The organism is Bradyrhizobium sp. S3.2.6 (assembly GCF_040546885.1).
Classification (GTDB): Bacteria; Pseudomonadota; Alphaproteobacteria; order Rhizobiales; family Xanthobacteraceae; genus Bradyrhizobium; species Bradyrhizobium cytisi.
This window is the reverse complement of record NZ_JBEPOS010000014.1, coordinates 41141-62347: the sequence shown is the minus strand read 5'-3', so window position 1 is coordinate 62347 and position 21207 is coordinate 41141. Positions and strand designations below refer to the sequence as shown.

Sequence of the window (21207 nt, the reverse complement as noted above, 5' to 3'; positions counted from 1 at the left end):
TCACAGAGGCTTTCCGGCAGAGCCGTCGAAGGCGTTGTGCCACGACAATACACGATAGGGCTCATCGCCGCTTTCGAGAAGCAGGATGACGATCTCGGCCGAGCTCTGCCGGTGCGACGGCGCCTCGGCGGCAACCGTCACGCGGTAGGCCTTCGAGCCCTCGATCGTCGCGCTGGCGCTGCCGGCGAGCCCAATCAGGGACCGCGGGTCCACGTTGGGATCGGCACGATCGCGCAGCAGGCGTTGCAGGGTCTCCGGCGTCATATTCGGCAGCGCCGCCACCACCTGCGGCGCAGCATCCAGCACGTTCACGGTGCGCATATTGCTGAACACGGTGACGAAGGGCAGCACGCGCTCGATCACCGCCGGCGGGATGCCGCGCACCAGCCACAGCTCGTCACTGTGCGGAAACGGCGCGTGGCGCGGCAGATAGGGCACGCCGAGCGTGCGGTAGTAGGAATCCTCCGGATTGTCCTGGCCTGTCTCCGTCGACGACCGCCACGCCAGGATCCGGTCCGCATAATCAGGCGCATCCGACGCGGAGACGCCGAGCCCCGTCATCAGGCCGGCGAGGACGGCTTTCGGCGCCATGTTGAGATCGATGCGCGCGGCCTCCGAGCGAAACGTCACGGTCACCCTTCCCGCCCCGACGCGGGCATTGAAGGTGCCGCTGGTCGGGCGCGTCGCCTCGCTCTGCGCGGTCAGGCGATAGGCCGCGAGCTCGAGGCCCGCATTCATCAATGCGTCGGCCTGCAAGCGGTCGGTGTTGACGGCGACCGTGACGGCAGTGTTGGTAACATAGGTCAGATAGATCAGCGCGAGCGTGGCGAGCGCCGCCAGCATCCAGAGCACCACGATGACGATGAAGCCGCGGTCGTCGCCGAGTGTTTTTTGGCCAAGTTTTTTTTGGCCAAGTATTCTCTGGCGAAGCGCGTCCCGATCATGCGCCGCGCCGCTCACAGCTGTTGCTCCTCTTTTTTCTCCGCCTGTTTCGGCTCTGTGCCCGCGGTGATGCAGGTCGTTGGATTCTTGGCACGCGCGCATTCGGCCGGTGCCGTGATGTGCGGCAACACGGCGGCCGAAACCGCCAGCACCTGACCAGTGGCGCCGTCGCGCACCGTGATGCGGATGCGATCCGGCAGTTGCGACTGACCGTGCCAGATCGGCTGCCACTGCCTGTCGGGCCCGGCATAGGCGAAGCTGACGCGGAACGGCGCGCGGATCAACACCACCTGGTCGACGAAACGGATCTGCCCGTCGGTCGGCATCGGCTGGAACGGCGCGCGCTCGCGCACCAGCGCCAGCCCTTGCGCGTCGGCCTTCTCGATCAGGCGGATGAATTCCAGGCCCGGGCGCGCGCTCGGGCCGAGCGCGGTGCGCAGGAAAGTCACCGACAATTCGGCACCGTCGAACAGCGGCACCCTGGCGTCGCCGTTCACGGTCATCTGCTCGGCGACGGAGAGATCGGCGACGATGCGGTCGAGCCCGGTGGCGAGGCGCTCCGCGCGCTGCACCTGCGCAATGCCGCGATTCCAGTTCGGCAGCCACTGTGCCGTCACAGTCGCGAGCGCGGCCAGGATCACCGTCATCAACAGCGTTGCCAGCAGCACTTCGAGCAGGGTGAAGCCCGCCTCGGCAGCGAGGGCGCGGCGCAGGGGTTTCATGACGTCGGTCATTGCGTCGACCTCGGCACCAGCTTCACCGTCGTGACCTGGAGCGCGCTGCCGTCGGCGCGTTGGAGGCGCAAATTGACCGCCAGTGGCACGAAGTGATCGGTGGCGGGATCGCCGCCGGCAACATTCATCGGCGCAATATCGACGCGCCAGCGGCTGCCGGCGAGCTGCCCGCTCTGCCGGCCTGGTTTCAGCAGTCCGCGCGCCGGCAAATCCGCAAGCAAGGTCTCGGCCGTGCTGGCCAGTGCCAGGTGCTGGTCGATCGAGCGCGTGCCCTTGGTCGTGACGGCGATGACCGAGCCGATGGTTCCGAGCACGATGGCGATGATCGCAAGCGCGACCAGTGCCTCGATCAGCGTGAAGCCGGCGGCGCCGTCAGAGCAGCTTCTGCGGGACAATCTCGACGCCTCCGGTCAGCCAGTTGACGCGCACCTCGTAACCCATGCCGGGCCGCGCCAGCGCGATCGTCCCGCCGCACGACATGCCCGACGGAAAGAAATCGATCGACCGCCCCGTCGCGCGATCGGCGCAGCGCGACGCCAACGTCGCCTGCACGACCACATCGCGCGGCAGGCGAATGGTTTGTCCGGTGACGCCGGAACGGATCGCGCGCGCCTCCGCATCGACCTGGGTTGCGACCCTGACTTGGCGGCGCAGCGCGCTGTTGCGATCGGATTTCAGCAGCGCCGCGGTCTCGACCGCGTAACTCTCGAGCTTTGCCCGCGTCGTCGAGCGCGGGATCGCCGGCAGAATGATCGCCGCAAGCAGTCCGATGATCGCGAGCACGCACAGGATCTCGATCAGCGCGAAGCCTTGTGCATCGAAGGCTTGCGCATCGAACGCCCGCGTATCACGAGCTGGCTCAGCGCGCGCCGCTGACAATGTCGGCTGCCGTTCCACTGCCGCCTTCCTGACCGTCTGATCCGAGCGAGATGATGTCGTAGGGAGTGCTCGCCCCCGGTGAACGATAGACATAAACGTGGCCCCAGGGATCGTTGGGCACCACACCACCTCGCAAATAAGGCCCGTTCCAGCCAGCCTGGTTGTTGCTGCGCGTCAGCCCGGTGAGGCCCTCATTCGACGTCGGATAGCGACCGAGATCGAGATAGTAGAGATCAAGCGCGCTGGAGAAACTCTCGATCTGGATTTTCGCCGCCTTGGCCTTGGACTCGCTGAGATAGTTCAGCACCCGTGGTCCGACCAACGCCATGATCATGCCGATGATGGTGATGACGACGAGCATCTCGACCAGGGTGAAGCCGGCCTCCCCTCGGTCTGCGCGCCGCCGGCTGCGCCTTGACGATGCATGTTTGGTCACCTGGAACCCCTCCCCTGCTTTACTCTAACCGACAATCTGGCTCACCGACATCAGCGCCGTCATCACCGACGTAATCAGGCCTCCGACGACGAGCGAGATCGCGATGATCGCCGCAGGCCCCGCAATGCCGACCGCGCGGTCGAGCGTACGCTGCAGCTTGACCTCATAAAATTCGGCGACCCGGCCGGACAGCATCGGCAACTGCCCCGTCTCGTCGCCGAGTCTCAGCATGCGCACCGCCATCGCCGGCAGCGCGTCCGTTTCGGCAAGCGCGTCGGAAAGCTTCGAACCATGGCGGACGCGGTCGGCAGCATCGCTCCAGACTGCGGACGGGCCCGTCGTTGCCATCATGTCGATCAGGATGCGCAGCGTGGTGGTGAGGTTGACGCCGCTACCGAGCAGCAGGCCGAGATTGCGGCAGAACAGCGCCGTGCGGTACGAGCGCATCACGTTGCGGATCGCCGGCAGCCGCGTGATCGCATTGGTCATGCCGCTGCGGACGCGCTCCTGGCGCAACAGCAACCACGCGACGACGATCGTGGCAGCAAGCCCGGCCAGCACAGCGTCGGAATTGCCACGCAAGAAAGTCGAGATGTTCAGGAACACGCCGACGATCGGATCGACCTTGGCGCCGAAATCCTGCAACACGCTGGCAAACTGCGGCAGCACGAAAGTCAGGAAGAACAGCAGCACGCAGCCGGCCGCGCCCAGCACGAAGAGGGGATAGCGGATCGCATCCGTCAGGCGCCGCCTCAGCGCCTCGCCGCGCGCGCGTTCACCGGCCAGCACCTCAAGCACCTGATCCAGCGATCCCGACGCCTCGCCAACCCGCACCAGCGCGATATACATCGGCGGGAACAGCCCCTCATGCCGCACCAACGCCTCGGCAAAACTCTCGCCGGACACGACGCGCGCGCGGATGTCGGCGACGACCGTCCGCAACCTTCCGAAATCGGGATCGGCGGCGAGCAGCTCCAAGCCGTCATTGATGCGGGCGCCGGCCCGTAGCAGCAGCGCGAGGTCACGGGTGAAGATGGTGACGTCTTCGGCCCTCGGCCTGTTGAAGAGGCTGAGCGCGCTGCGCGCCGCGCCGCCCTCTTCCGGCGTGACGTTGTCGACCAGCACCAGGCCGAGCCGCTCGATCCGCTGCGCGACGTCGCCAGGCGCAGACGCGGCGATGGCCCCGGAAACCAATTCGCCGTTGGCATTGAGCGCGCGATAGCGATAGTTCGGCATGGTTCTACCGCACCGTCGTGACGCGGAAGACCTCGGGCACCGTCGTCATCCCAGCCCGGCATTTGGCGACAGCATCCTCGAGCATCGTCGTCATGCCGCCCCGCATCGCAGCCGCGTCGATGGAGTGGGAGTCGGTCTGCGGCCCGATCAGTGTACGGACCTCGTCGGACATTTCGAGGATCTCGAACACGCCATTGCGGCCGCGATAGCCGGTGCCGCCGCAGCGTTCGCAGCCGCCAGCCTCGTGCACGACCTCGCCGCACTTGAAACCGATCACGGCAAAGCGCGGATCCTTGGCGAGATCGGCCGCGGTCAGCGCGTGCGGCACCTTGCAACGGTCGCACAGCATGCGAACCAGCCGCTGCGCCACCACCGCGCGCAGCGTCGACTTGAGCAGGAAACCCTCGATGCCGAGATCGATCAGGCGCGGCACGGCCGCAGCCGCGGTCTCGGTATGCAGCGTCGTCAGCACGAGATGACCGGTGAGCGCGGCATGGATCGCGATATGCGCGGTCTCGGTGTCGCGGACCTCGCCGACCATGATCACGTCGGGATCCTGGCGCACGAAAGAGCGCATGGCGGTAGCGAAGGTCAGGCCGATCGACGGCTTGACCTGGGACTGGTTGATGCCGGGGATCTCGTACTCGACGGGATCCTCGATGGTGAGGATTTTGCGGGTCGGCTCGTTGAGGATCGACAGCATGGTGGCAAGCGTCGTGGTCTTGCCGCTGCCGGTCGGACCCGTGATCACGATCATGCCGTGCGGCATCGCGAGCAGCCGCGTCATCACGTTCTCGTCGCGCGCGCCGAGCCCGAGCTTGCTCATCTCCAGCAAACCGCGGTCTCGTGGCAACAGACGGATCACTGCGCTCTCGCCATGCTGCGTTGGCATCGTGGCGACACGGACGTCGAGCTCACTGCGTCCGACGCGGACACGCGCCGCGCCGTCCTGCGGCAACCGCCGTTCGGCGATATTGAGGCTGGCGAGAATCTTGATGCGCGAGATCAGCGCCTGCGGCGGGATGCCGTGCGGCGACGGTAGCGGGCGCAGCAAGCCGTCAACGCGCATGCGCACTACGAGACCAGCGCGGAACGGCTCGACATGGATGTCGCTGGCACGCAGATCGACCGCGCGCTCCAAGAGATCGTTGAGCGCGCGCACCACAGGCGCACCGCTGGCGAGATCGCGCAGGCTCTCGATGTCGTCATCGGACTGCCCCGCGCGGCCGGTGCTTTGGTCTGCATTCGCATCGTCGGCATCGGTTCGCTGATCCAAGACCGTCGTAATGTCCTCATATGACGCTACGACGACATCGACCGGCGTTCCGAACACGATTTCGGCAGCACGAATAGCCGCCGTATCGGAGGGATCAGCAACAGCGAGGCGAAATCCACCATCGGGCGCGGCAAAGGGAAAGATGGTGGATTCTCGTAGAAATCGCCGCGAAAAACCTTCGAGTCGAGGCGTGGTCGTGAGCAGTTGCGGAAGGCTCATCCGCGGCAGAGCAAAATAATCGGACAGCTCGTCGGCGAATTCCGCCGCCGACAGATCGGTGGCCTCCCAAAATTCGCGCAGCGGACGCGTCAGCGCCGGATTGGCTGACCGTTCGACACGGACATGCGCTCGCGGCGGCAGTGAATATTTTTCCAGGAGATGCTGCCTGAAGCTATCGGCGGAGCGGTCGCGCATCGCATTCACGGCGTTGACCTTGTTACTTGAATACAACAGCTTCTATGGAGCACGGAAGGTCCTTTGCCCTTGACTTATTTCTTAGCAAAAACATAATCGTGCGGCAAATTATTGCGCGTCCGAGCCAAGGGGGATCGGATGCTTTTTTCTCGCAGCGTTGGTAGGCGTATCTTGTTTGAAGTGGTCCAGCCGCTTTTGCGCCTGCGCTCAGCGTTGACTGGAACGCTCGTTCTTTTGTCGTCCGCGTTCCTGCTCACCGCCTGCATCGTCACAGCCGACCAATCGGTCGAAGCGGACCCCAAGGATCCACGCGCCCAGGATCTTGTTGACAAAATCCGCGGCCTCGATCTCCAGCCGCGGCAACCTGCGGATGCAGGGGCAAGCGGTATCGGTCAGGCGAAATCGTCCAAACCCGCGATCTATCTCAGCGATGGTGCACCGCAGGGCGGCGCGCTAGCCGAGCGCGACGATGGCGGCGGCAGCGGCTACGATCTCAATTTCGAGAACGCCCCGGTCGCGACTGTCGCGAAGGTCATCCTTGGTGACGTACTCAACGTCGGCTACACCATCGATCCCCGCGTGCAGGGCACCGTGACGCTGGCCTCGGTGCGTCCGGTGCCAAAAGCGGACGCGATCTACGTCTTGGAAAATGCGCTGCGCATGTCCGGCGTGGCGCTGGTGCGCGACCGCACCGGCTATCGCCTGCTGCCGGCGCCGGAAGCCGGCCCCGGCGGCATCGACCGCTCGGCAAGCACGGAGGCCGGCCAGGGCGTCACCGTCGTGCCGCTGCGCTACACGTCGGCGCAAAACATCTTCAAGCTGCTCGATGCTTTCGGCGTCAAAGCTTCGACCATGCGCCCCGACAATTCCCGCAACACCCTGATCGTCAGCGGCAGCGGATCGGACCGGGCGACCGCGGTCGACACAATTCTTTCATTCGACGCCGACTGGATGCGCGGACAATCGGTCGGCATTTTCCCGGTGCGCAATTCCTCGCCCGAGCCTGTCATCGCCGAGATCGAGAAGATCATGGATTCCGGCGAAGGCGGCATGGGCCAGAACGTCATCAAGCTCCAGCCGATCGCGCGGCTCAACTCGATCCTCGTGGTGAGCCAGAAGCCGGAATATCTGAAGCGCGCGCAGACCTGGATCGCGCGGCTCGACCGTTCCGATACCGATGGCGTGAACCTGAAATCCTATCCGCTGCGCTACGGCAATTCCAAGCTGGTCGTGTCGATGCTGAACGAGATGCTGTTCAACCAGAGCGCGGCGAGCAGCTCGACGCTCGACAGCGCGTCGAGCCAGGTCGCGCCCGGTGCGGGCATCGCGACATCGTCCTCAACTAATCCAGTCGCCTCACTGAGCGCACTGCCGACAGCTGCGTCCGGCGCCGCGACCCCGGTCACCGGAGCTCCGGGATCATCGTTCGGCGCCCGCCCCGCTCCAGCGGCGTCCGCGACGCCGGCGCAGGACAACAGCTTCGGCGGCCCCAATAGCAACGGCGCGAAGTCCGGCATCAACGGCATTCTCCAGAATGTGCGGATCACCGCCGACGTGACCAACAATGCCGTTCTTGTCTATGCCAATCAGGACGCACAGCGCGTCGTCGAGCAAACCATCCGTCAGATCGACCGGCCACAGCGCCAGATCGCGATCGAGGCGACGATCGCCGAGGTGACGCTGAACAACCAGCTGAACTACGGCGTACAGTTTTTCCTGGCGAGCCAGAAAGGCTCGATCTCCAACACCATCTCCGGTGTCAGCAATGCCGCGACTGTTGGCAGCGGTGCCGTCGAAGCAGCGTCCAACGCCGTCAACGCCGCATCCGGCGCGCTGCTCGGACGCGTGCTGCCGGGCTTCAACTTCCTGATCGGCTCGGAAAACTCGCCGCGCGTCGTTCTCGACGCGCTGCACGGCGTCACCGACGTCAAGGTGCTGTCGAACCCGTCGCTGGTGGTGCTCGACAACCAGCCGGCGACCTTGCAGGTCGGCGACCAGGTGCCGTTCTCGACCGGCACTGCGACTGTGCTGACCGCCAACAACACCGTGGTCAACACCATCGACTACAAGAACACCGGCATCATCCTGCGCGTGCTGCCGCGCGCCAATGCCAACGGCAACGTCGTGCTCGACATCGAGCAGGAGATTTCGAGCGTCGCGGCCGGCACCGCCGCCGGATCGCTGACGCCGACGATCTCGCAGCGCCGGGTCAAGAGCTCGATCGCGGTGACGAGCGGGCAGACCGTGCTGCTCGCCGGCCTGATCAGCGAGAGCGAGAACAAGCAGCGCCAGGGCATACCGGTCCTGGATTCCATTCCCGGCGTGGGCGACGCGTTCTCGCACCAGACCACCGCGCGCGCGCGCACCGAGCTGATCCTGTTCATCCGCCCGACCGTCATCAAGGACGGCGTCGATGCGCATGTCATCGCCGAGGAGATGCGCAGCAAGATGAACAGCCGCCTGGTCGGGACCAGCAATCCCGTGGTCACCGTCAGCCCGCCCAAGGCAGCACGCTGACGGCGTGACCGGGGAAGTCGAGCAAGACGGGATACGCGCTCCGCTGGTCCTCAGCCTCGCGCTTCTGGTCGGCGTGTTCGCGAGCCTCGTCACAGCGCCGGGGGCGGAAGGCCTCTATGGCGCGTTCCTGGCCGCTCTCATGCTCGCCATCGCCGCGAACGATGCCCGCCATTATCTGATCCCGAACGAGCTGACCGGCGCCGCCTTCGCGCTTGCCCTGCTCCGGGCCGCCGCCTCCGTACCCGATGTGGGCGCCCAGGCGCTGCTCTGGCCCGTCGCGCGCGCCGTGGCCATGGCGCTTCCGCTGCTGCTCCTGATGCTGGCCTACCGGCGCTGGCGCGGCCGCGACGGGCTCGGGCTCGGCGACGTCAAGCTCGCCGCGGTGGCCGGCGCCTGGCTCGATCTTACGACGGTGGCCGCGGTGATCGAGCTCGCGGCGCTAGCCGCGATCGGCGCCTATGTCGCCAATGCTGCATTGCAAAGGAAACCGCTGCGCGGGACCGCCTTCCTGCCGTTCGGCCTGTTTTTGGCGCCGTCGATCTGGATCGGCTGGCTGGGCGAGACCTGGTATCTGAACTGGCTCGGCGGCTGGTCCGGCTAAAGCCAACCGTGATCTCCATAAATCGTCGTCTCGGCGCTCGCCGTCCGCCGCCCCCTACTGTGCATGGGGTTGTTTTCGATTTTTTGCCGGACGGGGGTCGTTCAGGCCCCTGCCGTCGGGGCTCAGTGCTCGCGGCTCGGCGCCCATTCCAGCGCCCGCAGGCGGGCCTGGGCGATCTCCCCGCGCGTCATCTTGCTGGTGACGGCGTCGCGGATCCGGGCCCGGGACTCCCGCACCCGCGGCGGCGACGCGGCGGTCGACAGGTTCAGCCATTTGGACGCTTCGACGATGTCCTGCGGCACACCCTGGCCGCGGTCGTAGAGGAGCCCCAGCGAATATTGCGCGCGGGCATCGCCCTGCTCCGCCGCCCGCCGGTACCACATCGCGGCTTCCGTGTAGTTCTGCGGCACGCCGCGGCCGGTCTCGAACAGCAAGCCAAGGTAGGTCTGCGCCGCCGAGTTCCCGCGTTCCGCCCGCGGAATGAAGACGCGTGAAGCCGTCACATAATCTTGGCGATTGAACGCCGAGATGCCCTGGCCGAGGGATTGGGCCTTTGCGCTAGCGCCGCCCGCGACCATCAGCCCGGCGACGCCAAACGCCAAAAGCGCACCTCGCAGCCTCAGAACGCGGCCGCGCCCGCTCGGATCGGGATCAATCATGCTCACCATCCAGCCTTCTCGTCGGTAACGCCCCCCGGCAGATTATTCTGGTCCCGTAACGGAATCCATGCCTTCGCCTTGATTCATCCGCGCCAGTCAGAATTGCCAACGATTGTTCATTCTATTATGACCCGGATATCCATCGGCACGAAGCGGCGATCTGCCAATCGGTCGTGGTGGGCGGCCGAGACAGCGGTAATTGCTCCGATCCGATCAATGACTACGAACGTTTCGACCAGCCAACTGATGCCGGCGACGGCGCGCCGACATGGCGACGCGCGGTTCGTCCGCCATCTGCTCATGGCTGCCGCGATCTCGATCGCCTGGGTGGTCCTGCTCTGCGCAACCTTCGATCCGAAATGGGATAGCAACGACGACGTCGGGATGTCGATGATTGCGCACGGCTACGGCGTTGTCGACTACGGTTCCGATCTCCTTCTCTTTTCCAACGTCGTGTGGGGCTGCATCGTCCGTAGTCTTCCTTCGATCGATGGTTTACTCGGCTATTCCACCGCAACCTTGTTGGCGTTGACGCTGGCAGCATCCACAGTCGTCTATTTCCTGCTCCGCCTCGGCGTCAGGCCGATCGTCGCCTGTTTGATCCTGACGGTCGCTTTCATGCGTCCGATCCTGTTCCCGCAATTCACGGAGACAGCTGGACTACTGGCCATTGCGGGGGTGCTAGGGCTGCTCGCCTATGATCGCCACAGATCGGCTTTCGATCTTGTGCTCGCCTGCTGCCTGACATTCCTCGCCTATCTTATCCGCGACCAGGAGCTCGCTCTGGTGGTCGCTGTAGCCCTGCCTTTGGTGCCGTGGCGGAAACTAGCCGCGTTGCGCGCCGCACGCATTGCGGCGGCGGGGCTTGCGATTTGCATCCTCGCCGCGACCGTCGCCAACGTCCGTGCATACTCGTCGCCTGAATGGCAGACTTTCCGCCAACAGAACCTCGCGCGGGCCCCGCTCACCGATTTCGGTGCTGCCAAGTTCATCTTGGAGCGACCGGACCTGATGCAACGTCATGGCCTGTCCCCAAACGACATTGTGCTGGTCAGCAGCTGGTTCTTCGTCGACCCGCGGCTCTCCAATCCCGAGTTGCTTTGGGCACTCATGAGCGAGATCAAGCCGCAGGCGGTCGTTGAGAAGAACCTCTCGTCCAGCGTTTCTGACCTTTCCTTGCTGCTCGGGCCCCAGTTGCTGACCTTGACGCTGCTCGGGGCCGCTCTGCTGATGATCCTGCTCCGACCACGCTTGTTTGTCGCCTGGTTCATCTGCCTCGCGGCCTTTCTTGCCTTTACGGCGGCCGGACGCAGCCCGCCGGTTCGCGTCTGCCTCCCGCTCTTGGCTCTGCTAACCATCGCCGCGGTTACCATGGATCTTCAAGTTCCGCGATGGAGGCGCCTCATCCTGTTCGCCGCGCTGCTCGCCGGCGCTCTCGTCAATGCGTGGAATCTGGTTGGCGAGGCGATCGCAAGCGACAAAGCCGTCGCGCAAGCCCGGCAGAACAGATTCGTCTCGCCGGAATCAATATTCGTTTGGGGCGCCTCGCTGCCCTATGAATTGGTGTTTCCCGTGTTTACACGCGAGCGGGACGTTCATTCCACCCGGATTTACGCGCTGGGCGTATTGACCCTAGCGCCGAACTCCGTACCCACCGCTGACGAGGCGAGAGGCCAGGGGTTTCTCACACGATTGCGCTCTCAGGCCGGCATTCCCCTGATCGCCGACGCTGACGAGGAGTCTCTCCTGAACACCTATTGTTTGGAGCACTACGGGGTACCGCTCAAGATGTCGGTTGCAACGCGAACTCCACTGTGGACGAAAAAGAATGCAAGCTGTGCAAATTCGGCCCAATAGGCGTACCGGACACTACCAGCAGCCGACGGTGCGGGCTCAGAAAGCCTCGCCGTCCGATCCGGTGCGAGCGGGAAAGCCAACCGACGCATTCTTGAACGTTCTGACAACGTGAATTCTAAGCGGACACCCGAAGTGCGCATTTCGATCATCCAGTCCTGCTACATTCCCTGGAAAGGTTTTTTCGACCTGATCGGGCAGTGCGACGAGTACGTCATCTACGACCGTATGCAGTTCGTGAAGCGTCACTGGCACAATCGGAACCGGATCAAGACCGCCAATGGCGTCGAGTGGCTCACGATCCCCGTCATCACCAAGGGGCGCTTCAGTCAGCCGATCGACGAGGTCTTGATCGAGAAGCCCTGGGCAGAAAAGCACTGGCGGGCACTGGAGCTGGCGTACCGTCACGCACCGTTCTTTGACGCCCTGGCACCCCGCGTGCAGGCTTGGTACGAGCGCGCCGACAAGGAGAGGCGTCTAACCGACATCAACGAGCTGTTCACCCGCGAGCTCGCAGGACTGCTCAGCCTGAAGACTCGGATTGTCCGGGACACGATCTATCCCGTCGAAGGCGCGAAGACCGAGAGGCTTCTCGCGATCTCACGAGACGCAGGCGCCGATCGTTACCTGAGCGGCCCTTCGGCGCGAGCCTATTTCGACGAAGCGGTGTTCGACGGGGCCGACATTGCAACAGAGTGGATGAGCTACGAAGGCTATCCCGAGTACAATCAACTTTACGGCGACTTTGAGCACGGCGTGACGGTGCTCGACCTGCTGTTCAACACCGGCGCTGACGCCGCCCGCTATCTCGAGCGTTCTGCGTCCCCGTCGTCGCCCTGATCGACCTCAGACGCGGAAGGGCTCCGGATGACACGTCATCCAGAGCTCTGGTCGGCGTGGAAGTATCCTATTTCAGCGGGATTGCCGTCATCGTGCCGTCGCTTCCGTTACCATCGAGTTGGTTGGTGGCGTAGGATGAAACGGCGCCGGAGACGCCCGTCGTATTGCCGGTGATCGCCGATTGACCGACTCTGACCGTGGTCGCGCCGCTGGCATTCTGAACGCCTGTAGCGTTTTGGTTGATCTGCGTTCGCATGATCATGACGTTGGTCGTTCCGGCACTAGCTGTCGCTACGATGCCAGAAAGCGTGTTGTTGCTGGCTACGCTGTCCTCGATCGCAATCTTGACATTGCCGTTGCTTCCGTCTGCAGCAATACCGAACACGTTGCGATCGGCCACGGCCTTGTTGATCGTGCCCGTGGCAGACCCGCCCGAACCCGGGACCACGCGAATTCCTGCACCCGTGGAGCCCGTGCCATTGCTGAACATGGTCGTGCGGTTCACTGAAAAGCCCACGCTCGTAGTCGCTTGAATCAGGATTCCCGATCCAGTGAAGCGTCGGATCACGCAATCCTCGACATGGAGGAAGCCGCCCGAATTGAACAAGATGCCGTTGATGCCGGATCCCAGACCTTCGATATCAAGCCCCTTCAGGTAGAGGTAGTCAGTTGAAGCGCCAGCGAAGACGATGCCGTTGGTGCCCGAGACCAGAACGCCGGCAGTCCCCGACTCGCACGAGATCGTCAGCGATTTGGTGACGGTCACCGCACCAAACCCACCTGGATCCAGGCAGTTGATTTCGCCCGCCGCGGCGGTTTTCGAGATCGCGCCCGCGAAGGTCTTGCAGGGCGCTGTGCGACTACAGGGATTGGCATCGTCACCGACGCCCGAGACCCAGGTTCGAGTCGCCTGGGCATTGGCCGGTGCCGAAGCCAGGAAAGGCAGGAACAGTCCAATGGCCAAGGCCATCAAGGCAATGCGACGCATGGATTATATCTCCTTAAAAAGTGAGTTTTCTCAACCAAGACTCGGTCCCGAAGCAATGTTCAAGGCTTGTCAAGCGTGGGACTAATGGGGTACGTGCTCGAACTTCAGTCATACTGTCGTATGCGTGGGGCGCGCCGCCCCTGGACATATTTCCAATGTTCACAGATTTTCGCCCCTGAGTTTGCGACCCGTGCCAAATCGTCGAAAGGTAGGCCGCGCGGTTCCGGTACCACAGTGCCACACTCTCGAAACCGCCCTGATAGGTCGGTTCGCCCCCCGGTAGAGGTTCAACGATCAAGCACGTTTTCTTTGTGAAGCTCCCCTTGGCGCCACGACAGACGAGAATGCGTCATATGACAAATAGAACACGCCATTTGACAAGGTCCTCCAGCAAAAAATCCAGCCAGGGTTGGAAAGGCGCGCCTTGGGGACAGCGATGATGGGATGACACCTGCCGTTGAAGGCTATAGAGTCCGTTGTGATAAGGACCAGGATGCAATTTTCAGTGTACGACTTCGTTTGTCCGCAGGACCATCAGCCGCTCACGCTTGCCGAAAAGGGAGCAGCGCTCGTCAGCGCTGCCGGGGCGCGTTATCCCGTGCGCGACGGCATACCGGATTTCGTTGCAGCGGCCGGACATGAAGATCCGCCGGAAGGAAACCAGCAATTCTATCGCACCCGCGCGCAGGAGTATGATCTCGGCAACAGCGTGATGTTCCGGATGCTGCAGTCGGAGGAAGAACCAGTTCGCGAGGATCTTGCCGACACGCTGAAGCTTGCCTCCGGTGCGCGCGTCCTAGAAATCGGCTGCGGTACTTGCCGCGACACCGTTCACCTTCTCCGCCGAAATGCCACCGTGTATGCAGGAGACCTGTCCCAGGAGATGCTCGCCATCGGAAAGCAGCGGCTCAGCGAGGCCAACGCCGACCTCAACCGCGTTCGGCTGTTTCGCGCCGACGCCATGTCTCTTCCTTTTCCGGACGGATTTTTCGACGCGGCCTTTCACTTCGGCGGGCTCAACCTGTTTCCGGATATCGCCGCTTCCCTGGCCGAGATGGCCCGCGTCGTGAAGATTGGTGGTCGAGTCGTCGCCGGCGACGAAGGCGTTGGATCTTGGCTCGCGCAGACAGAGTTCGCCAAGATTCTCAAAAATTCAAATCCGCTGTTCACGTACGCAGCTCCGCTGGACAAAGTGCCGGTCAATGCACGGGACGTAACCTGCCGCTGGGTGCTCCAGGGTTCATTTTACCTGATCTCGTTTGAGGTCGGTCAGGGCGAACCGCAACTCGACCTGGACGTGGAATTTCCCGGGTGGCGCGGGGGATCGCACCGGACCCGCTACTTCGGGCGACTCGAAGGCGTGTCGCCGCAGTTGCGGGACTCCGTCGTCAAGCAGGCCGCGACCGAAGGCTTGTCGATTTCGGCTTGGCTGGAGAAGACCTTGCACAAGGCGACCGGAACCAAATAGTTCGGCGGGTGAACAATGGTGAAGCAGCAAATCGTCGTATTCGGCATCGGCGAAATCGCCGAGCTTGCGGACTTTTATTTCACTCACGACTCGGAATTCGAGGTCGCGGGCTTTACTGTCGATCAGGCCTACGCCAAGGATCCCGTGTTTCGCGGGCGTCCGTTGGTGCCGTTCGAAAACGTCACACGGTCGTTTCCTCCGGCGGATTTTGGTTTCTTCGTTGCGGTAAGCTACTCGAAGCTCAACGAGTTGCGGGCATCCCGGGTTGCGGCTGCTCGCGCCGCCGGCTATCGGCTGGTCTCCTATGTGAGCAGCAAAGCAACGACCTTTCCCGGCCTGGAGGTCAGGGAGAACTGCTTCATTCTCGAGGACAACACCATTCAGCCCTTTGCGCAGATCGGGGCCAACGTCACGTTGTGGAGCGGCAACCACATCGGTCATCATTCCGTAATTGAAGACGACGTGTTCGTTGCCTCGCATGTGATCATTTCAGGCGGGGTCAGGATCGGTCAAGGAAGCTTTCTCGGCGTCAACGCCACCGTCCGCGACCACGTTGCGATCGGCAAGAAATGCGTGATCGGCGCGGGAGCGCTCGTGCTCGAGGATCAGCCCGACCTTTCGGTCCTTGCGCCGCGCGGCACCGAACGATCGCCCGTTCCCAGCAACCGCCTTCGCCGCATTTGAGAAACAGTTCGAAGATGCGCTGGAAGAAGCTCGGACGGATCTTCGTCGCCAATGGCCATTCGGAGTGGGTGCATAGCCACGGTATCGTTCCGATTGCGCGGGCGCTGGATGCGCATCGCTATAGAATCTATTTCAGTCCACGCGACCGGCAGAACCGGTCCAATGTGAGCTGGCTCGATCTTGATATTCGCGATCCGACCAGGGTCCTGCGGCTGTCGGATCACCCGCTCCTGTCGCCGGGGCCGCTCGGATGCTTCGACGACAGCGGGGCCATAGCATGCTGGATCGTCGAGCATGACGGTATCGAACGGCTTTACTATCAGGGGTGGATGCGCGGGGTGACCGTGAGTTTCTACGTCGCGGTCGGCGTGGCCGAGCGTCCGGCCGGCAATCCCGATCGTCCCTTTGAACGGATCAGCGAAGGGCCAATTCTCGACCGTTGCCGCCAGGAGCCGGTTTTCATCGCTGATCCTGCCGTCGTGATTGAGGATGGACATTGGCGAATGTGGTATCAGTCCGGGCGCCCATGGACTCGCCCGGCCGATGTCCCGCTGCCGTCGTACGACATCCGCTATGCGCAGTCGGTCGACGGTTTGAACTGGAGCCTGACGGGCATTCAGTCGCTGGCTTTCCAACATCCGGGCGAGGTGGCTATCGCTCGCTTCTGTCCCCTCAGGGAACGCGACGGGTCCTATAAGGCCTGGTATTCATACCGGGCCAACGATTGGGGCTATAGCATCGGCTTCGCAACCTCGACTGACGGCATTTCATGGACGCGCCGCGACGAAGAGGCCGGCATCGAGCGCGATGCCGGCTGGGAAGGCCCGATGATAAGTTATCCGTTCGTGTTCGATACAGATCTCGGCCGGATGATGCTCTACAATGGCGGACGCTATGGCGATGCCGGGTTCGGAATCGCGGTACTGGAGCAGGACTAGTGTGCAAATGTCAGATGCGCCGAACGATCACGGTAAATTCGTAGAGTCCGTAGTCCTGAAGCAGCGCCACTGACCGCCCGTAATGGCGCAGGCAGTGCGAAAGCATCGCGCAGGGATCCGCGTAGTACAAGTTCGGCGACCGGCGCTCCGGGTCGCTTGACAGGCTGAGAACATTGAACGCGAAACCGCGCCGTCCCGCCCTCGCCAGCGTCTCGATGGTCTCATAGACGTAGCGTTCCCAATTCTCCTGCAACACGTCACCCTTGACGTTGAAGATACCGCTGGCCACGGCGAAATCGGCAACATCGTCGGGTTCTGCGCCGACGTGCCATTGGCGATCCGCTCCGTCGCCGTGGATCCGTCGCGCCTCCTCAATCATCGCAGGCGCGATATCGTAGCCGATAAACGGGCCGCGGTGTCCGGCGTGGCGGAGGAAGCGCAGGAAATCGCCATATCCGCAACCGAGATCGAGAATCGAGCTCTCCGTGGAGCCGTCCAACAGCCGGAGAAATTCTTGATGCCGCAGATCGTGAGAAGTCGCGCCGTTCCAATCCACGCCGCGCGGCGTCGCGCCGTTAAGCCGGAGCTTGGACGTGTAATACGCCGCGACACTGCTTAAAATCGGAGATTCGGAGCTAACCGTCATCATAGGATTCTCCGACATCTACGTTCGCGGCCCGCTCTCATGCCGGGCCTCCCGAGATGGAACATGAACGACATTAGAGAGGCTAACCGCTGCGTCATGGGCACGATGGACCGATCGAACCACCGTGTAGGGCCGGCGTTTGACTTCGGAAACCACGTTGGCAATGTAAATACCCAGGATTCCGAGAATGAGTGTCGTCAGTCCACCGAAGAACCAGATCGACACGATGATCGACGTGTAACCATCGACGCCAATGCCCGAAAGAAGGTAGCGACAGACATAATATCCGATCGCAAGCGTCGACAGCACAAAAATGCATAAGCCCAGATAGAGAACCCCGTAGAGCAACTTCGTCGACGTGGTCGTCAGAAACTTCACCGCCATCTCAATGCGCATTCTGACCGAATAAGTCGTTGGCGACTCCGACAGCTTCTTGAGTGGGAGCTGAACCTGCCGAAATCCCGTCACTTGCAACAAATGCGCGATCAAGAACTCTCGATCGCGATGACGGATGAGCGCGCGGACATAGTCGCGCGTCATCAGACGGGCGATGACGACGTTGCGCGGAATGCTATGATCACTGAGAATGTTTACGAGCGAGAAGAACAACGCCCCGGTAGTACGCTCGAACAAGCCTCCGCGTCGCGCCGTCTGCACTCCGAACACGACGTCGCAATCTCCCTCCATGTACCGCGCGTAGAAACGCGTGAGGAGCTCGGGCGCCTCCTCGAGATCGCTGTCGATGAGAAAGACGAGATCGCCTGTCGCATGCGCGAGTCCCGTCATCAAGGCCTTGTGGTGACCGAAATTGCGGGACAGGTCGACAACAACGACACGAGGGTCCGCCTTATGGAGTGCCACGGCACGCGACAGACTATCGTCAGGCGAGCCGTCGTTCACCATCACGATTTCGATGTCCTGGGTGATGGGCTCGGCGGCGGCAACCGCGCGGCGATAGAACTCGTCAATCGTCGCCTTCGAACGGTAGAGGGTGGTCACGACGGACAGCTTCACGGTGAAAATCCCTCCAGATCATCGAACGTTCCGGGATTTGCCGCATTCTCCAGGCGCGTGCAAGGGCAATCTATGCAGGCGGGGGTGGGCCGGACGAGTATCGAGTCGCGCAGGTCTCAGCGGGCGGCGGCCGTACGGGCGTGCAATCCGCGGCGCCCAGCTAGGTGACGATATGCCATCCGGCACTGGCGTTGACGGTCCCGATCTGCTGGTTGATCGCGACCTGAGTCCCGTTCATCTCCCACACGATGAGGGCATGCGTGGTGGAATTCTCAAACAAGAGATCGGCCTTGTGATCGCCGTTGAAATCGTTCGTGCTGTCGAACGAGAAGCCCGATGCCATCGTTCCGATCTGCGGATTTGCGATGACCTGCGTGCCGTCAAGCTCCCAGATTGCGACGCCCTTCGTAGTGCTGTTGAGCAGGAAGAGGTCGGTCTTGCCGTCGCCGTTGAAGTCGCCGGTGCCGGCGAAGGCCCAGCCGGCCCCCGCATTGATCGTGCCGATCTGTGGATTTGCGATGACCTGCGTGCCGTCCAGCTCCCAGATTGCGACGCCCTTCGTGGTGCTGTTGAGCAGCAAAAGGTCGGTCTTGCCGTCGCCGTTGAAGTCGCCGGTGCCGGCGAAGCTCCAGCCCGCCGCCACGTTGATCGTGCCGATCTGGGGGGGCGCGGTGACCTGGGCGCCGTTCATCTCCCATATCGCAACGCCATGCGTCGTGCTGTTCAGCATCAGCAGATCGGTCTTGCCGTCGCCGTTGAAATCGCCCGTGCCGCCGAAACTCCAGCCAGCCCCTGCATTGATCGTGCCTATTTGTGGACTGGCGGTGACCTGGGTGCCGTTCATGGTCCAGATCGCGACACCATTCGTCGTACTATTGGTCAATAGCAGGTCGGTCTGGCCGTCGCCATCGAAGTCGCCCGTACCGGAATATTGCCAGCCGTCGGCGGCATTGATCGTTCCGATGGTCTGATTGGCCAAAATCTGGGCGCCATCCATCTCCCAGACGACGACATCATGGGAGGTGTCATTGACCATCAACAGATCGGATCTTCCGTCATCGTTGAAGTCGCCATACGCGGCATAGTGAAAGCCGGAGGCCATCGTTCCGACCTGCGGACTCGCTGCGACGGCGACGCCGTTCATCAGCCATTCCGCGACGCCTAGCGTGCCGCTGTTGACAAGGAGCAGGTCCGTGTTCTGGTCGCCATTGAAGTCGAATCCGGTCGCGCTGGCGTGCTTTGCACCACTGGCGGTGGCGCTGGTTGCGAAGGTGCCGTCGCTGAACTGGAAATACTCCGCCCCGCTCACCGTATCGGTCCCGTCCGGCGAGCCGGGACGCTCATCGACGATCGTGTAGGTCTGCGCGTTCTCGTCGTAGGAAATAAGATAATTCGCCTCGCTTCCGGAGTAGACGGCGGTATCGATCCCCGCACCGCCGATGATGGTGTCGTTGCCGGCACCGCCCGCAATGATGTCGTTACCGGCGCCGCCTTTCAGCACGTTGGCGATGGCGTTTCCAATGATCGTGTCGTTACCGGAGCCGCCGGTGGCGTTGTCGATGTAGGAGCGCGCGTCGCCATTGTAGAGATACGCGTTATAGACGTTGCCAGCCGCGTAATGGCCGTTGCCGAGATAGGCCAGCTGCGTGGTGGAGAATACCGACGACGCACCGGGATTGAGATTGATGGTCAGGTTGGTCGTGTAGTTCGACAGGTCGTAGGTATCGACGCCATTGCCGTCCCAGACCGTATCGTAGATGCGGTTGGCCGAGCCGCCGGCGCCGCCACTGGGCGCGAGCTGTCCGACGCCGTTGATGAACTCCTGCCCCGTCGTCGGGCTCCAAGTGTAGACGGTGTTGCCGCTCTGGGTATTGTAGTTCGCGCCATACAGTGTCTGCAGCGCGAGGATATCGTTGGCCATATAGGTCTGCGGATATCCGTAGGCCTCATTGGTGTAGCCGGTCAGCGGCCCGCCGACGTAGCTGCGATAGCTCATGACGGTGTATTCGCTGTCGTCATGCGCACTCGGCACCGCGACATTCGCGGGGCCGCCGGTCTCCTGGCTGTGCTTGAGGCCGAGAGCGTGGCCGAGCTCATGCAGCGCGGTCGTGAAATAGTAATTGCCGAGCTGTGCCTGCGTGTAGTCGTACTGCGTGCCGAACCAGACGTCGCCGCCGGCCGCGTAGTTGCCGGGGTAATAGGCGTAGGAGGTCGGATTGGCCGCCGGCGACTGCGCGACCATGATGTCGGCGGAGCCCGTGCCGTTATACGTGATGCTGGCGTTGGTGTAGCTCTGGATCAGCGCAATGGCGTAGTTGATCGCCGCCTGCATCTGGGTCGGCGCCGCCGAAAAACCCGACGTTGTCGGTTCGCCGTCACCGCCGGAATAGGGATTGGCATAGGTGCTGGACGAGGTTGGGAAGCTATAGCTGATCGTGCCGGACCATTTGGTGCCCGCCAGCAGGCCGTCTATGTCCGCGTTGTTGGTTGCACTAACGTTGACAGAGGTAGCCAAGGGAATCTCCGAAACAGCAAGCGCCGGTCGATTTGGGGCGCGGACAGTCGATTCTACCTTGAGAAACATATATTTGGTTTAAATTTGGCGATGCGGCCAGACCTCTTCCATAATACCGTGTTAGGCACCAAATCTCGTACTCATACGGGCAACGATCACAATGCCGGTTCCAGTGGCCATCGTGATTTGCAGGGAAAATCATGGAACTACGCCTGCTCTCGGCCGGCCTGTTCAGTGCCCTAGTGGCGCTCGCCGGGCTGGATTACCTGCCCCTCCGAGGAATGCCTGTCATGGTCGGAAAAGCCAACGCGGACGACAGCGCAAAGGGGTTGCTCGCGCCCTCGGTTCCGCCAGCCCGTGCGCCTTCGGCAGCGGTCGCCGAGGAATACGAGCTTGCCCGCCAGAAGGGGACGCCGGAGGCGTTTGAGCTCTTCATCGCGCGCCACGGCGACGATCCCCTGGCCGAGAAGGCGCGCGCCGAACTGAAGCGCTTGTCGCGCTGATCTCTCCAAGGGACAAAGGCAACACGAGGCATCGCATTTTGGCAGGCCGCTTCGGCGCCGGGC

The 21207-nt window shown here is 62.8% G+C and carries 20 protein-coding genes; 8 read left to right on the top strand and 12 right to left on the bottom strand.

The annotated features are described in order from the left end of the window. The 7 genes from ABID58_RS23335 to ABID58_RS23305 are packed head-to-tail and all read right to left on the bottom strand — an operon-like array spanning position 1 to position 5917. Positions 1-960: a type II secretion system minor pseudopilin gene (locus ABID58_RS23335; RefSeq protein WP_354034955.1), complete on the bottom strand. Its 960-nt coding sequence runs from the start codon at positions 958-960 to the stop codon at positions 1-3. Beyond that, a complete protein-coding gene (locus ABID58_RS23330; protein WP_354034953.1) occupies positions 957-1676 on the bottom strand; it encodes a hypothetical protein in 720 nt (239 codons plus the stop codon). Before ABID58_RS23330 ends, ABID58_RS23335 begins: the two co-directional genes overlap by 4 nt. Further along, positions 1673-2071, bottom strand: coding sequence for a type IV pilus modification PilV family protein (locus ABID58_RS23325; protein WP_354034951.1), 399 nt, complete (start codon positions 2069-2071; stop codon positions 1673-1675). Before ABID58_RS23325 ends, ABID58_RS23330 begins: the two co-directional genes overlap by 4 nt. After that, positions 2049-2573: a prepilin-type N-terminal cleavage/methylation domain-containing protein gene (locus ABID58_RS23320; RefSeq protein WP_354034950.1), complete on the bottom strand. Its 525-nt coding sequence runs from the start codon at positions 2571-2573 to the stop codon at positions 2049-2051. The genes ABID58_RS23325 and ABID58_RS23320 overlap by 23 nt, the downstream gene beginning before the upstream one ends. Next, a complete protein-coding gene (gene gspG, locus ABID58_RS23315; protein ID WP_354034948.1) occupies positions 2536-2991 on the bottom strand; it encodes a type II secretion system major pseudopilin GspG in 456 nt (151 codons plus the stop codon). The genes ABID58_RS23320 and gspG overlap by 38 nt, the downstream gene beginning before the upstream one ends. Positions 2992-3015: 24 nt before the next feature. Continuing rightward, the gene (locus ABID58_RS23310) at positions 3016-4227 is read right to left on the bottom strand and encodes a type II secretion system F family protein (RefSeq protein WP_354034946.1); all 1212 of its coding nucleotides are present in this window, start codon (positions 4225-4227) and stop codon (positions 3016-3018) included. 4 nt (positions 4228-4231) lie between these two features. Further along, positions 4232-5917 carry a GspE/PulE family protein gene (locus tag ABID58_RS23305; protein WP_502916426.1) on the bottom strand — a complete coding sequence of 562 codons (1686 nt, stop codon included), beginning with the start codon at positions 5915-5917 and terminating at the stop codon, positions 4232-4234. Between the two features lie 138 nt (positions 5918-6055). Between ABID58_RS23305 and gspD the strand changes: the two genes are divergently transcribed. Both gspD and ABID58_RS23295 read left to right on the top strand, forming a co-directional pair. Next, positions 6056-8434, top strand: a complete 2379-nt coding sequence (gene gspD, locus ABID58_RS23300; protein WP_354034944.1) for a type II secretion system secretin GspD — start codon at positions 6056-6058, stop codon at positions 8432-8434. 4 nt (positions 8435-8438) lie between these two features. Next, positions 8439-9035, top strand: a complete 597-nt coding sequence (locus tag ABID58_RS23295; protein WP_354034941.1) for a prepilin peptidase — start codon at positions 8439-8441, stop codon at positions 9033-9035. 122 nt (positions 9036-9157) lie between these two features. Here ABID58_RS23295 and ABID58_RS23290 read toward each other — a convergent pair whose 3' ends face one another. Beyond that, the gene (locus ABID58_RS23290; RefSeq protein ID WP_354034939.1) at positions 9158-9694 is read right to left on the bottom strand and encodes a tetratricopeptide repeat protein; all 537 of its coding nucleotides are present in this window, start codon (positions 9692-9694) and stop codon (positions 9158-9160) included. A gap of 216 nt (positions 9695-9910) precedes the next feature. Between ABID58_RS23290 and ABID58_RS23285 the strand changes: the two genes are divergently transcribed. After that, a complete protein-coding gene (locus ABID58_RS23285; RefSeq protein ID WP_354034938.1) occupies positions 9911-11551 on the top strand; it encodes a hypothetical protein in 1641 nt (546 codons plus the stop codon). 132 nt (positions 11552-11683) lie between these two features. Further along, positions 11684-12388, top strand: a complete 705-nt coding sequence (locus tag ABID58_RS23280; RefSeq protein WP_354034937.1) for a WbqC family protein — start codon at positions 11684-11686, stop codon at positions 12386-12388. Between the two features lie 67 nt (positions 12389-12455). Here ABID58_RS23280 and ABID58_RS23275 read toward each other — a convergent pair whose 3' ends face one another. After that, positions 12456-13376, bottom strand: coding sequence for a right-handed parallel beta-helix repeat-containing protein (locus ABID58_RS23275; RefSeq protein ID WP_354034935.1), 921 nt, complete (start codon positions 13374-13376; stop codon positions 12456-12458). A 505-nt stretch (positions 13377-13881) separates the two neighbouring features. Here ABID58_RS23275 and ABID58_RS23270 point away from each other — a divergent pair. From ABID58_RS23270 to ABID58_RS23260, 3 genes are read left to right on the top strand one after another with little or no spacing between them, the layout of a single operon-like run. Further along, entirely contained in the window at positions 13882-14844 is a 963-nt protein-coding gene (locus tag ABID58_RS23270) for a methyltransferase domain-containing protein (protein WP_354034933.1), read from the top strand. Between the two features lie 15 nt (positions 14845-14859). Beyond that, entirely contained in the window at positions 14860-15528 is a 669-nt protein-coding gene (locus ABID58_RS23265; RefSeq protein WP_354034931.1) for an acetyltransferase, read from the top strand. A gap of 14 nt (positions 15529-15542) precedes the next feature. Then, a complete protein-coding gene (locus ABID58_RS23260; RefSeq protein ID WP_354034929.1) occupies positions 15543-16466 on the top strand; it encodes a glycoside hydrolase family protein in 924 nt (307 codons plus the stop codon). 10 nt (positions 16467-16476) lie between these two features. Here the strand turns inward: ABID58_RS23260 and ABID58_RS23255 are convergent, their stop codons facing one another. From ABID58_RS23255 to ABID58_RS23245, 3 genes are all read right to left on the bottom strand, one after another. Beyond that, positions 16477-17115 (bottom strand): class I SAM-dependent methyltransferase, encoded by a 639-nt coding sequence (locus tag ABID58_RS23255; protein WP_354034928.1) that lies wholly within the window; start codon positions 17113-17115, stop codon positions 16477-16479. A 15-nt stretch (positions 17116-17130) separates the two neighbouring features. Continuing rightward, entirely contained in the window at positions 17131-18126 is a 996-nt protein-coding gene (locus ABID58_RS23250; RefSeq protein ID WP_354034926.1) for a glycosyltransferase family 2 protein, read from the bottom strand. Positions 18127-18286: 160 nt separating this feature from the next. Then, positions 18287-20641, bottom strand: coding sequence for an FG-GAP-like repeat-containing protein (locus ABID58_RS23245; RefSeq protein WP_354034924.1), 2355 nt, complete (start codon positions 20639-20641; stop codon positions 18287-18289). Between the two features lie 200 nt (positions 20642-20841). Here ABID58_RS23245 and ABID58_RS23240 point away from each other — a divergent pair, with 200 nt between their 5' ends. Then, positions 20842-21144, top strand: a complete 303-nt coding sequence (locus ABID58_RS23240) for a hypothetical protein (protein WP_354034923.1) — start codon at positions 20842-20844, stop codon at positions 21142-21144. The last annotated feature ends 63 nt before the right edge of the window (positions 21145-21207 follow it).